Source organism: Streptosporangium sp. NPDC001681, assembly GCF_040298085.1.
Lineage (GTDB): Bacteria > Actinomycetota > Actinomycetes > Streptosporangiales > Streptosporangiaceae > Streptosporangium.
On record NZ_JBEOZN010000090.1, the window covers coordinates 1 to 12,883 of the forward strand.

Here is a 12,883-nt window from a genome sequence, read left to right on the forward strand (position 1 = left end):
GATCTGGCTCCCGGCCCGTTGCCGGTCGCCGTCCCCGCGGACGAGCTGGCCGCCTGCGTGGACGCGCTGCTCGGCAACGTGTTCGGGCACGTAGCCGACGTCGTCGGGGCTGATGTTCGTCCCCGGCGGGACCAGCTCGTCGATCGCGTCGAGGATCTCCGGCGAGAGCCGCACCTCGTCCGCGCCGAGCTGGCTGGTGAGCTGCTCGAGCGTGCGCGGGCCGATCACCGCCGAGGTGACGGCCCGGTGCGAGAGCACGAAGCCCAGGGCCAGGTGGATCATCGAGATGCCCGCCTCGTCGGCCAGGACCGCCAGTTTCTCGGTGACGTCGAGCTTGCGGGCGCGGATCTCCTCGACCTTGAAGTCGAAGTGGTCGCCGTTGCTGGAGGCCCGGGAGCCGGAGGGCAGCGGCGCGTCCCGGCGGTACTTGCCGGTCAGCCAGCCACCGTTCAGCGGGCTCCAGACCATGACCCCCAGGTTGTGGCGCTCGGCCACCGGCAGGACCGCGGCCTCGGCGTGCCGGGCGAGGATCGAGTACGAGGGCTGCTCGGTCGAGAACCGCTCGCGCTGCCGGTGGTCGGCGACCCACTGGGCCTCGACGATCTCCTCGGCGGGGAAGGAGGAGGTGCCGATCGCCCGCACCTTGCCCTGGCGCACGAGGTCGGACAGGGCGCCGAGGGTCTCGTCGATGTCGGTCTGCGGATCGGGGCGGTGCACCTGGTAGAGGTCGATCCAGTCGGTGTCCAGGCGGCGCAGGCTGTCCTCGACGGCCTGCATGATCCAGCGACGGGAGTTGCCACGCCGGTTGGGAGAGTCGCCCATCTGGTTGTGGAACTTCGTCGCCAGCACGATCTCGTCCCTGCGGCCCTTGATAGCCCTGCCCAGGATCGTCTCGCTCTCGCCGAACGCGTACACGTCGGCGGTGTCTATGAAGTTGATGCCCGCGTCGAGCGCGGTGCCGACGATGCGCTCGCACTCGTCGTAGTCGGTGTTTCCCCAGGCCCCGAGCATCATCGTGCCGAGACAGAGCGGGCTGACCTGGATGCCGGTGCGGCCAAGCGTGCGATGGTTCACGGCACAGATCCTGCCAGCCCGACTCAGACCGCTTCATGCCGGGTGTCACCTTTGGTGCGGTTTTGGAAGGGGTGCGTGCGGGCGACCGTGTGCGGTCTCCACATGATCAAGATGTTCGCGAGAACGATCGGCGGGCGCGCGGGTCCGGACCGGCTCCGCTGTCCGATATCGGACACCGGTTCCACGGGCCTCTGTGTATTTGTACGTGGTCGGAGACACTGGTCCTACCGACCATGTCGAGATCAGTCGTACGCGTGCGATGGGCACCCGAGGGCGGGAGCGTCGATGGGCGAGGTGCGGGGGCGCGTCCCGCTCGGCAACAGGCCGGTCTTCGACACCGCGGACCTCGACGAGGCCCGCGAGCGGGTGGCCGGCGTGTTCTGTCCTCACCGGCTGGAACTCACCGGTGACCTCTCGCGGCTGGCCGCGCGGCTGAACTCGGCACAGCTGGGCGCCGTACGAGTGAACTACCTGGACTACGGGGCGGACGTCCGCATCGAGCCCGGGGAACTGGGGTCCTTCTTCCTGGTGCAGATCCCGCTGGCAGGGAGCAGCCTGATCCGGTGCGGCGGGCAGGAGATCGTGTCGACCCCCCGCCTGGCCTCCCTGCCGTCACCGTCGGAACACCTCGACATGCGCTGGGCGGCGGGCTGTCCCCAGCTGATCGTCAAATTCGACCGGTCGGCGGTCGAGGGCGCCCTGGAGCGGATGCTCGGGGAGCGGCTCGACAGGCCGCTCGTCTTCGGCCTGGGCATGGACATGACCACGGGCTGGGCGCGGGCCTGGCGAGCGATGGCCGACCTTATCGTGAACGAGGCCGAGCGCGGTGACGGGCTCGCCGCGCAGCCACTGGCGGTCGCCCACCTGGAGAACGCCATGCTCTCCTCCCTGCTCACCGGGCAGCCGTCCAACTACCTGGCACGGCTGAACGCGCCCCGGCCTCCCGCGCTGCCCAAGGTGGTGCGCCGGGCCATGGAATACGTCGACGACCACGCCCACCTGCCGTTGACCACCGACGAGATCGCGGGCGCCGTGGCGGTCAGTGGCCGCTCGCTCCAGGAGGGTTTCCGGCGTCATCTCGGCCTGACCCCGATGACCTATCTCAGAGACGTGCGCCTGGGCCGGGTCCACGACGACCTGATGGCCGGCGATCCCGCCAGGTGCACGGTGACGGGCGTGGCGGCCCGGTGGGGTTTTCCTCATCAGGGGAGGTTCGCGGCGCTCTACCGCGCGCGCTACGGCCAGGCGCCGTCGCGGACGCTGCGCGGCAGCTGACGGTCCGGGACCGACCGGCGCCGGGTGTCCCCGTCCTGCCACCGCCGTCCTGCCGTCGTGTGGCGGGGCCCGGGGAGGATTCCGCGCCAGGCGGATGGAACCCGCGCTGAACGGATGGCCCGAGTGGCGGCCCCGGCCATACCTTTTCATCAGGTTCCCCCCCCTCCGTTGAAAAGGAGACATCGTCATGCGCAGAATCCTGGTCGTCGGTGCCGGTCAGGCGGGCCTGCACCTCGCCCTCGGCCTGCTGCGGAACGGCTACGACGTCACCGTCGTCTCCAACCGAACCCCCGATGACATTCGCGGCGGCCGGGTCACGTCGAGCCAGGCCATGTTCGGCATCGCCCTCGGCCACGAGCGTGACCTCGGCCTGGACCTGTGGGCGGATGACTGCCCGCCGATCGACGGGATCCAGTTCGCGGTGGCCGGTCCCGACGGCGAACCGGCCATCCACTGGGCCGCCCGGCTCGACACGCCCGCCCGCTCGGTCGACCAGCGGTTGAAGATGCCCGAGTGGATGGCCGAGGTGGAACGGCTCGGCGGCGAGATCGTCATCCACGACGCGACCGTGGACGACCTGGAGGCCTACGCCGCCCGGTACGACCTGGTCCTGGTCGCCGCGGGCAAGGGGGCCATCGCCTCGCTCTTCGAGCAGGACGCGTCGCGCTCGCCGTACCGCGCCCCGCAGCGGGCCCTGGCCCTCACCTACGTCAACGGTCTCGTACCGCGACCGGGGCATTCCGCGGTGTGCTTCAACGTGATTCCCGGAGTCGGCGAGTACTTCGTGTTTCCCGCGCTCACCATCACCGGCCCCTGCGAGATCATGGTGTTCGAGGGTGTCCCCGGCGGACCGATGGACTGCTGGGCGGACGTTCGCACCCCCGCCGAGCACCTGGCCAGAAGCCGGTGGGTCCTGGAGACCTTCCTGCCGTGGGAGGCGGATCGCTGCGACGGTGTCGAGCTCACCGACGAGGGCGGCGTCCTGTCGGGACGCTTCACCCCCGTCGTGCGCAGGCCCGTGGCGACGCTGCCGTCCGGCGCCCCGGTCCTGGGCGTGGCGGATGTGGTCGTGCTCAACGACCCGATCACCGGGCAGGGGGCCAACAACGCCGCCAAGTGCGCGGCCTCCTACCTGTCCGACATCCTGGAGCGTGGTGAGCGGCCGTTCGACGCGGCGTGGATGGAGCGGGCCTTCGAGCGCTACTGGCAGGATGCCCGGCACGTCACCGCGTGGACGAACGCGCTTCTCGCGCCCCCGCCGCCGCACGTGCTGGAGATTCTGGGCGCCGCGGGCCGGCTGCCCGAGGTGGCCTCCCGCTTCGTGAACGGCTTCGACGACCCGTCGGACTACGCGGGCTGGTTCATGGATCCGGCCGGGGCGGCCGGGTATCTGGCGCGGTTCGGGAAGTGAGAAGGGGTCATGAGGTCTCTGCGCGATGCCTTCGGGCAGTTCGCCACCGGGGTGGCGGTGGTCACCGCCGTCACCCGGCGGGGTGACCGGCTGGGCGTGACCGTCAACTCCTTCACCTCGGTCTCGCTCGATCCGCCGCTGGTCCTGTGGTGCCTGGCCCGGCGTGCTCCCAGCGCACCGGCCTTCGCCGAGGCGGGGCGGTTCGCGGTCAACGTCCTGGCCGCCGGACAGGAGCATCTGTCCCGGCGATTCGCCACGCCGCTGCCGGACAAGTTCGCCGGGGTGGAGACCCACTTGGCACCCGGCGAGGTGCCGGTGCTCACCGGAACCCTTGCCCACTTCGCCTGCCGTACGGTGAGCACCTACGAGGGGGGCGACCACCTCATCTTCGTCGGAGAGGTCGAGCACTTCCGGCGGACGGAGGGCGAGCCGCTGGTCTTCCACTCGGGGGGCTACCGCGTGTTCTCCTCGCCGGACCGGGAGATGGCGTTCGGCGCCGTGGACTGACGCGGTGGCCTCCCTTTTCGGCGAGGCACTGCGGCGCCTGGCGCCTAGAAAACCAGACCAGACATGATCCGCGGGAGCGACCAGTCACGTCAGGCCCCTGGTTTGAGCTCCTGCCGGATGGCCTGCCCCGCCGCGCGGTGCTCGGCGGCGGCAGCCGGGTCCGTCTCGTCGAGCACGGCCGCGATCCCCTCGTGGGCCAGTGCTTCCTCGTAGCGGCCCATCTGGCGCAGGGCGACGCCCAGGCAGTTAAGACACCACGCAGCGTCGACAGCGGCCGCATCGATCGACTCGGCAGCGGTGCGGCCTGGCTGTGCGCGCCGACGAAGTTGCCGGAGGCTGCCAGGCCGCACTCACTCTTGCGGCGACTGTCTGGACCGGGCCGTGGTCCGTAGACGGTTTCTAGTTGCCGCCGCGGTTCAGCCAGGCGCGGACTGAGCCGCCGTCGTAGACGACCAGATAGTCGGCTTTGCCGTCACCGCTGATGTCGGCGAACTGGACGTACGGGCGAGGGTAGTTGGACGCCTGGGCCCAGTTGTAGCGGGCCTCGAAGCTACCGTTGCCCCCGCCGCCGCGGTTGAGGAAGGCGTGCACCGAGCCGTCTCCGCCGACCTGCAGGTAGTCGGCTTGGCCGTCACCGTCGCCGTCGGCGAACCGGACGGCTTCCAGCGACGAGCCCCGGGTGCCGCCGGCCCAGTTGAGCCAGAGCCGCCAGTCCGGGGGCTGTGGCTCGCTACTGACTTGCTCGCTGTTGGGGTCCCACATGTTCCGGTACACGTGGACCGCGCCCGCATCGCTGACCCGCAGGATGTCGTCGCGCCCGTCCCCGGTGACGTCCGCGAATCGGAGGTTGTTCCGGCTGAACGACTCCTCGCTGAAGACGATCCCCCAGTGGAGGAATTTAAGCTTGTTGTCCGGCCCTGGGAAGTTGATGTAGGCCCGTACCTTGCTGTCGGAACCGACCAGGAGGTAGTCGTCGCGTCCGTCCCCATTAAGGTCGGCGAACCGCACCTCATCCCCATTGACATCGATCGGTTTGGACACGTCGCTCGTTGCCGGAGCGTACGTGCCCACGTTCACCCAGTCGGGTTGCCCGGGGGTGCCGACGGTGTTCACCGATGCGCGGAAGCTGCCGTCTGCGGCGACCTGAAGGTAGTCGGCCCGCTGGTCGCCATTGAGCTCGGCGATGATCGTGCGGCCTATCCTGGTGCCGTATCCGGGCGCGATCACGCCCAGCGCACGCCATCCCGTGCCGAGAGCCGTCCCGCTGGACCCGATGGTAGAGCCCCCCGGGTCGCTGGACCCGACGTTAGAGTCCGTCGGGCCGTCGTCGACGGGAGAGTCCGCCGGGTTGCAGCCGTTGGCCGCATTCTCGGGCAGCGGGGTCTGAATCCAGCCCTTGGCGTCCGCCGCCGATACGGCGCTGTACCAGGCGTCGGCCATCTTGGCGTAGCCCGCGTCCGTCGGGTGCGCGTCGTTCTGCAGTCCGTCGCTGACCGGCACCCGCTTCATGTCCACCAAAAGTACGTGCTTGCCCTCGCTTTGCAGGTCCTGCACCATGCCGGGCAGCGCCGCGTTGTATGCGTCGATGCGCGGCTGTAGCCCGGCCTTGCCGGTCGGGATGAGCTTGGCGACCAGCACCGTGGCACGTGGTGAGTGCGTCAGTGCCTGGTTGATCAGCTTCTTGAGCCGGGTGGGCGCCTCCGACAGGTGGTAGTCCTGGTTCATGTCGTTGGTGCCGGCGTGCAGGGTGATCACGTTCGGCTGATACCGCGGCACAGTGCAATAGGCGAAGGCCGCGATCTCGCCGATCCGCTTGCCCGGGTGCCCCTGATTGTCGGGGTCACTCATCGAGCCGCCCTTCACCGACCCGACGAAGTCAACGCTGCTCCAACTGTTCTCCAGATAGGTGTACAACTCGTCGCGGTAGCCGTTCCCATCGGAACTCTCCACGCCGTAGGTGATCGAGTCTCCGAGCGGCATCACCCGCAGCGAGGAGGGACGCGAGGGCCGCAGCCCACCCCAGTCCCTCATCGCTTCGTTGAGCAGGTCCTCCAGTTCCTCAAGCTGGTGGCCGAGCTCATCCGCCCTGTTGGCGACCCCGCTTCCGAACCAGGAATCGAGCCAGGGCACCCTGGACCTGACCCAGGTGCCGACGCTCCTCATGGCGTTGGCGAGATTGGCCTTCGCCCACGGGGCGAGGTACTTCTCCCACAGGAAGCCACCGGCCAGTCCGAGCAGCCCACCGATGATGATCTCGCTGGTCGCCTTAGGGGTGCCCAGGGTTCCGTTGAACGCGTTCATCATGAGCGGCCCCATGATGCCGGTAACGGCGCCCTGGAGGGGGGTGCAGACCAGCGGAATGGTCGCGGCGCCCACCCCGGTGGCCGTCAAGGCCGAGATGCACATCGTCCTGAGCCCATACCCCGTGGTCCAGGCGATCACCCCGGCGGCAACCGTCTTCCAGGACCAGGAGGTGGTGACCTCCCCGGCCGGGATGGTGACAGCCAGGCCGGCGCCGTTGGCGGTCACGTTCACCGTGCCGTCGAAATTCGGCCACTCCGAGGTATCGACGGTGGCGCCGTCCTGGTTGTCCGCGAGCGTCTGCTTGATCGCGGGGCCCAGTCCGCCGTGCTCCCTGATATCCGCCTGCATCTCCGGCACGATGTCCCGCAGGTCGGCAGGGTCCATGCCGAGGTCCGAGGCGTTGAGGGTGAGGATGAAGTCCTGGTCGGCCGCTCGCGCCGACGTGGCGGGAGCGACGCCCACCATCGCGGTGGCCACCACGACGGACAGCATGGAGACCAGGACATGACGGGAAAACAAGGCCACACGGCCAGTCGTACTTCGCGTATTCACGCATACCTCCGTATTCAGGAGTTGATCATCTCCAGCCCAGACCAAAATGGCGTGAATCCCCCATTAACACTCGCGGGTGGTTATGACGACTTGAGGCGGCCTGGGTGCTAAAGGTGGTCGCAACACCTGACCCTGAGGGGTGTTGCCATGACCGAGGCGCGTCGGACACGTAAGAAGCGGGGACCCGCTCCGCTCGCGGACAAACGTGATCAATACCTTCGGCTCATGGCACAGGGAATGAGCAGCTCGGCCGCGTGCCGGAAACCGGGTATCAACCGCAGGACCGGCACCCGGTGGCGGTACGGACGGACGGTGGTCGATCGAGCCGGCCTCGCTCTCCACTCGTCCCGTCCAGAAGTACGCACGGTTGCGCTCGGTGCGTACCGCTGCGGCCCTCGCGCAGCGCTACCCAGACCGGTTCACTGATCTCCTCTGGTACGCGCGGTCCGCCTCGACCCCGCCCACCTGGTCATCTGGGTACTGCTGGCCGGGACGCCCGAGCGGGAACCACCCGAGGTAGAAACGGCCGTCCTTGCTGCTGACGTGCACGTCCGCCCGGTCGTCCACAACCAGGCTGAAGTCCTCGGCAGAGAACTGGTTCATGACGAGCGTGGGCCGGGCCGAGCTGCCACTCGCGCAGCCGCAGTGCCTCGGCGGTGGTGGAGAGTCCGGGGCTAACGGGAGCCACGGTCACGAGCAGACCACTCTCGGTTCACCCTCATTAGAGGCATGATTGCCGGTGACTTCGAGCTTTCTTGTTCAGCAGTTCGGGTATCGGCTCTGGTCAGCGTGCGATCAGCCTGCCTTGCAGGGGAAGGGCGATGGTCCTGGCAACCCGGCCGTTCTTGATCCAGAAAACCCGGGTGGACTCTCCGCCGGTGGTGGCGAGTTCCGGGACGGTGTCGCCGTCCACGTCGAGCAGCGCCACGTTGGCCCCGCCCTTCCCGATCCAGTCAGGCCGGCGCGGCCCGGCGGCGGAGCCGTACAGGATGGCGACCTCGCCCCTGCCGCGAGCCCCCGCGACGAGGTCGGTGTAACCGTCCTTGTCGACGTCGCCGGCCGCGAGCGAGCCGGCGTAGTCATTGGCCGGGTCGCTGGTCCCGGCGATGCCGGGCAGAGCCAGTGTCTTCAACCGGCGCTTGTCGACGCCCACGGGACCGCCCCGTAGGACGAGAAGCCTGCCGGTGCCGATCCCGGCGATCACGTCGGCGTACTTGCCGCCGTGGAAGCGGCCGACCCGGACTGACCAGCCGAACGGCTCGCGCGTGCACCTGGCGGTGTTCGCCTTGTTGTCGGCACCCTCGACGCCACCCGCGCACGCCTGCACATCCATAACGCGGCCGTCCACATTTCCGCTGGTCACCATGGTGTTTCCAGTGATCGTCACGCCTCTGGCCGACCCTTTGAACACGTGGATGGCCCCGCCGATGTCGTATCCCGGCCGCCCAGACGGCGCGGTGACCACCAGGTCGCTGTAGCCGTCGCCGGTCACATCCCCGGCCGCCAGCCCGGCGCCGAACAGACGGCTGTGCTGGCTGAAGCCGACCACTCCCGGTGTGTCCTCGCTGAGCCGCAGTGCCCCGGATGAGGTGAGACCGCGGCGGGAGCCGTACAGGACGACGGCGGCGCCGCCGTGCACTGCCGCGGTGTTCAGCGTGGTCTCCGGCGCACCGACGGCGAGGTCGGCGTAACCGTCCCGGTTGAAGTCAGAGGTGGTCAGCGCGTTGCCGAAGCCGTGGCCGGTGCCGAGCCGGGGAACACCGCCCTGGCCGGGGGTGAACCGGCTGCTCCGGCCGACATGGCCGTCCGCGCGCCGGCCGTACAAGACGGTGACCGTGCCGCCGGTGCCGACCGCCACGTCTGCGAGGCCGTCTTTGTCGAAGTCGCCCGTCGACAGCGCGGTCGCGTGCTGGTTCAGGACCGCCGCTCTGCCCTTCAGAGGCTGAATCGTGAGCAGACCGGCGCCACCTACCACCAGGTCGGCCCCGCCGTCCCCGTTGACATCCCCACGAACGGGGCGAGAAGGCAACGAGGCTCCGGTGGCGAGCATGGCCGCCAACACGATGACCACTATGCGAGGGGACATGTAGGGATGCTAAGCGTTCCGTCGGTTACTGCGGCGCCAACGTCAAGCTATGTGACCCATCGAGATAGGTGGCCGAAGCCAAGCGGATTGGACTGAGTAACAGGATGGCGACTGAGAAGAGTTGGGCGGCCGCCGTGGCTCTTCGGCCGGGCACGACCCCCACCACCACGCGCCCGTGACGATCGGGCGGCCGGTGAGACCGAGGAGGCTCGTCACCGATCAGAACCGTCTCGGCCACGAAGCGTCCTTGGTCAGACGTCGGTGGCCGGCTTGAGCAGGCCGGTCTCATATGCTGCCGCGACCGCGGCCGCCCGGTCGTTCACCTCGAGTTTGGCGAAGATATGCAGCAGATGCGTCTTCACCGTCGCCTCGGTGATGAACAGCTTCGCGGCGATCTCACGATTGGTCGCGCCGCGGGCGATGAGCCCGAGCACCTCGACTTCCCGGCGGCTCAGCGTCCGCTGTTCCGGCTTGCGCACCTTGCGCGTCAGCACGTCGGCCACGGAGGGGGACAGCACCGTCTCACCGTGGGCCGCCGCCCGCACCGCGCGACGCAGGTCGGCGCGCGGAGTGTCCTTGAGCAGGTAGCCGGTGGCGCCCTGCTTGATCGCGGGCAGGACGTCGGCGTCATTGTCGAAGGTGGTCAGGACCAGTACCCGGATGCCGGGCGTCTGTTCGCGTAGCCGGCGGATGACCTCCGCGCCGCTCATCTTCGGCATGCGCAGGTCCATGAGCACGACATCGGGGTTGGTCCGCATGGCTACGACGAGTGCTTCCGGCCCGTCTGCCGCCTCACCGACGACTTCGAAGGCATCGTCGTCGGCGAAGATTCCACGCAGCCCATCGCGGACGACTGGATGGTCATCCACGATGATCATACGAATCGGCATGTCTCACAACGCGTTTCTGGAGTGGTCGGACGATCTCGAATCCGAGTCGGCGGGGATGGCCGGAATGGTGGCGGAGATCCCCGTTCCCTGGCCGGGGGCCGTCTCGATCTCGAAGTTCCCGGCCAGCCGGGTGACGCGCTGCCGCATCGCGATGAGGCCGAAGCCGCCCGCGTTCGAGGAGCCCGCCGCCTCAAGGGTGAAGCCGGACCCGTCGTCACGCACGTCCAGTGCCACGACGTCCTCCATGTACGACAGGGTAAGGGCGACCCGGGTGGCCGAGGCGTGCTTGCCGACGTTGGCCAGCGCCTCCTGCGCCACCCGCAGCAGGGTGACCTCCACCTCCAGATGCAGCGGCTGGGGGTCGCCGGTGACCGACACAGAGGCGAGTACGCCGGTGGTCTGCGACCATTTCGTCGCGGTGTCGTGCAGGGCGGTGGCGAGCTGGGCTTCGTCCAGCGGTGCCGGACGCAACGCCTGGACCGATCGGCGGGCTTCGTTCAGGCTCTCTCTGGCCAAGGTACGCACCGTGTTCAGGGGTGAGCGAACGGCGGGCATGTCGTCGATCACGCTGTCGGCGGCTTCGAGCTGGGTGAGGATGGCGGTCAGACCCTGCGCGATGGTGTCGTGGATCTCCCTGGCCATCCGCTGCCGCTCCGCGAGCACACCGGCCTCACGAGCGCGGGTCAGTAGCTGGGCCTGCAGGTCGGCATTCTCCTCCGCGAGCGCGGCCAGCTTGGCGCCGGTCTCCTGCAACTGCGCGATCATCACCTTGCGATTCTCGTTCTGATCGCGGATGGCCTGGCTGACCAGGCCGATCGCGGAGGCGACCAGCAGCGCGACGAGGAAGGAGAAGAGCATCTGGCTCGGGGTCCGCCCTTGCTCAGGGCGAGCGACGACCAGCAGACCGGCTGTCGCAGCCACCCCTGCGTATGCCCACCACCCAGGGATCAGGGTGAAGGACTGGATGAACATCGCCAGGGCCGTCACCGTGAACAGCGTGTCGATTCTGATCAGTGCCCCGATGACGGTGAGCATCACGATGAAGTAAATGATCACCACCACCGGTCTCTCGATCCAGCCGGGATGCGACATGACCATGAACCAGTACCAGGCACCGGCGAGCAACGCCAGGGCCGGCACCTCCGGCCTCCAGTCCCGCAGTAAGGCGAAGACCGCCGGAAGCAGGATGAAGAGGTACGGCAGGGCGGGCCAGACGCGATCCCAGCGCGAGGCGGCGGGGTCGTCGGCGGCTACCACCGAAACGCCCTGAGGGCGACGCCGCCGGCGACGATGGATATCGCGACCATGACGCCCAGGGTGATCGGGGACGTCGCATCGCCGGCCCAGCCGTCGCGGATTGCCCGGACTGCGGGGGCCATGGGGGTCAGGTCGCCGATGGCACGCATCGAGCCGGACATGGTCTCGCGGGGAATGATGGCGCCGGAGAGGAAGCTCATCGGAAAGAAGAGGCTCAGCCCGATCACCGTCGCGGTGCGGCCGCTGGGGACGAGCGCGCCGACGAGGAGGCCGATGGAGCTGAGGCTCAGCGCGCTGAGTATCCACGCCAGGAGAACGCTCCCCGCGTTTGCGGGTGCCGTCAGCCCGTAGACGGCCAGGCCGATGACTGTCAGCAGCGCCGTCCCGAGGGCGGCCAGCAGCATGTGAGCAGCCCACTGGGCACCGAACAGCATGGTGGGCGAGGCGGGAGTGGCGCGCAGCCGCTTCAGCACCCGGCGTTCTCTGTACCCGGCGAGTGTGGCGGGGAGGATGACCAGCGCGGCGAGACCGATGACGAAGATGCTCAGCATCGGCACCGTGGCGTCGATGGCCGGCAGCCCGCCCGGCAGGGGTTTGCCGCTGCGCAACTTGACCCACAGCATGATCGCCGGGAAGGCCAAGGCGAAGAACGCCGACATCGGATCACGCATGATCAGTTTGAGCTCGACCGCGATGACTTGCGTGATGCCTTTCATTCCACTTCCCTTCCGGTCAGCGCGAAGTACGCGCCCTCCAGCGAATCGGATCGCCCCTTTGTGATCAGCTCGCGCGGGCTGCCCTCGGCGACGACCAGGCCCTGGTCGATGATCGCGATGCGGTCGCACAGCGCCTCGGCCTCGTCCATGAAATGGGTGACCAGTACGATGGTGACCCCGCGCTCGCGCATGTCGCGGATCAGACCCCAGGTGTTACGGCGGGCGGAGGGGTCCAGGCCCGTGGTGAGCTCGTCGAGGAAGACGACTTCCGGGTTGCCGACCAGGGCCAGCGCGATGAACAGTCGCTGCTTCCAGCCGCCGGACAGGCTCGCGAAGCCGGCGCGCTTCTTGTCTGTCAGCCCCCACTCGTCCATGATCTCCCGCCAGTCGGCGGGCTTGTCGTAGAAGGAGGCATACATCCGTAACGCCTCACTGACTTTGATCGCGTCGGGCAGGGCTGCCTCCTGCAGCTGGACACCGATGCGCTGCATCAGCTTGCGCCGGTCGTTCTGCGGGTCCAGACCCAGCACCCGCAGGGTGCCGCCGTCTCGCCGCCGCAATCCCGACATGCATTCCACGACCGTGGTCTTCCCCGCTCCGTTGGCGCCGACGATTCCGAAGATCTCGCCTCGCCTCACCTGCAGGGAGACGCTGTCCACCGCCTTGCCGGTCCGGTAGCTCTTGCTCAAGCCGTCGATCTCGATGACTGTCATGTTTCGAGAATCACCGGTGGGCGACGCTTCCGGCATCCATCGAATGGTTGATGGGGGGCGGCCCTATGCGCCTGGCCACAGCCCCGGCCTGTTCGCCG

General features: G+C 68.6%; 12 protein-coding genes and 1 pseudogene. 4 read left to right on the forward strand and 9 right to left on the reverse strand.

Annotated elements, in window-relative coordinates:
- Positions 1-1,074 (reverse strand): aldo/keto reductase (locus tag ABT130_RS32280; protein ID WP_350961788.1); only part of this gene is annotated, 1,074 nt, incomplete at its 3' end.
- A gap of 285 nt (positions 1,075-1,359) precedes the next feature.
- On the opposite strand from ABT130_RS32280, the gene ABT130_RS32285 reads away from it, so the two are divergent.
- From ABT130_RS32285 to ABT130_RS32295, 3 genes are all read left to right on the forward strand, one after another.
- On the forward strand, positions 1,360-2,349 hold the full coding sequence (locus ABT130_RS32285; protein WP_350961791.1) for an AraC family transcriptional regulator: 990 nt from the start codon (positions 1,360-1,362) through the stop codon (positions 2,347-2,349).
- Between the two features lie 187 nt (positions 2,350-2,536).
- Complete coding sequence (locus ABT130_RS32290; RefSeq protein WP_350961794.1) at positions 2,537-3,760, forward strand: styrene monooxygenase/indole monooxygenase family protein; 1,224 nt, start codon at positions 2,537-2,539, stop codon at positions 3,758-3,760.
- Between the two features lie 9 nt (positions 3,761-3,769).
- Positions 3,770-4,267 carry a flavin reductase family protein gene (locus ABT130_RS32295; RefSeq protein ID WP_350961797.1) on the forward strand — a complete coding sequence of 166 codons (498 nt, stop codon included), beginning with the start codon at positions 3,770-3,772 and terminating at the stop codon, positions 4,265-4,267.
- Positions 4,268-4,356: 89 nt separating this feature from the next.
- Here the strand turns inward: ABT130_RS32295 and ABT130_RS32300 are convergent, their stop codons facing one another.
- Together ABT130_RS32300 and ABT130_RS32305 are read right to left on the reverse strand one after the other, a co-directional pair.
- Positions 4,357-4,488, reverse strand: a complete 132-nt coding sequence (locus ABT130_RS32300) for a hypothetical protein (RefSeq protein WP_350961798.1) — start codon at positions 4,486-4,488, stop codon at positions 4,357-4,359.
- A gap of 178 nt (positions 4,489-4,666) precedes the next feature.
- Entirely contained in the window at positions 4,667-7,096 is a 2,430-nt protein-coding gene (locus tag ABT130_RS32305; protein WP_350961800.1) for a GDSL-type esterase/lipase family protein, read from the reverse strand.
- A 174-nt stretch (positions 7,097-7,270) separates the two neighbouring features.
- Between ABT130_RS32305 and ABT130_RS47830 the strand changes: the two are divergent.
- Positions 7,271-7,453 (forward strand): annotated as a pseudogene (locus ABT130_RS47830) (IS30 family transposase); the annotation flags it as partial.
- A 75-nt stretch (positions 7,454-7,528) separates the two neighbouring features.
- Here ABT130_RS47830 and ABT130_RS32310 read toward each other — a convergent pair.
- The 6 genes from ABT130_RS32310 to ABT130_RS32335 all read right to left on the reverse strand — a co-directional run bounded on the left by ABT130_RS32310 (position 7,529) and on the right by ABT130_RS32335 (position 12,785).
- Complete coding sequence (locus ABT130_RS32310; protein WP_350928540.1) at positions 7,529-7,726, reverse strand: hypothetical protein; 198 nt, start codon at positions 7,724-7,726, stop codon at positions 7,529-7,531.
- A 181-nt stretch (positions 7,727-7,907) separates the two neighbouring features.
- Positions 7,908-9,209 (reverse strand): FG-GAP-like repeat-containing protein, encoded by a 1,302-nt coding sequence (locus ABT130_RS32315; protein WP_350961803.1) that lies wholly within the window; start codon positions 9,207-9,209, stop codon positions 7,908-7,910.
- A gap of 251 nt (positions 9,210-9,460) precedes the next feature.
- Complete coding sequence (locus tag ABT130_RS32320; RefSeq protein ID WP_350961806.1) at positions 9,461-10,087, reverse strand: response regulator; 627 nt, start codon at positions 10,085-10,087, stop codon at positions 9,461-9,463.
- A 15-nt stretch (positions 10,088-10,102) separates the two neighbouring features.
- Positions 10,103-11,356: a histidine kinase gene (locus tag ABT130_RS32325; protein WP_350961809.1), complete on the reverse strand. Its 1,254-nt coding sequence runs from the start codon at positions 11,354-11,356 to the stop codon at positions 10,103-10,105.
- Positions 11,350-12,072: an ABC transporter permease gene (locus ABT130_RS32330; RefSeq protein ID WP_350961812.1), complete on the reverse strand. Its 723-nt coding sequence runs from the start codon at positions 12,070-12,072 to the stop codon at positions 11,350-11,352. The genes ABT130_RS32325 and ABT130_RS32330 overlap by 7 nt, the downstream gene beginning before the upstream one ends.
- Entirely contained in the window at positions 12,069-12,785 is a 717-nt protein-coding gene (locus ABT130_RS32335; protein ID WP_350961815.1) for an ABC transporter ATP-binding protein, read from the reverse strand. Before ABT130_RS32335 ends, ABT130_RS32330 begins: the two co-directional genes overlap by 4 nt.
- Positions 12,786-12,883: the final 98 nt, after the last annotated feature.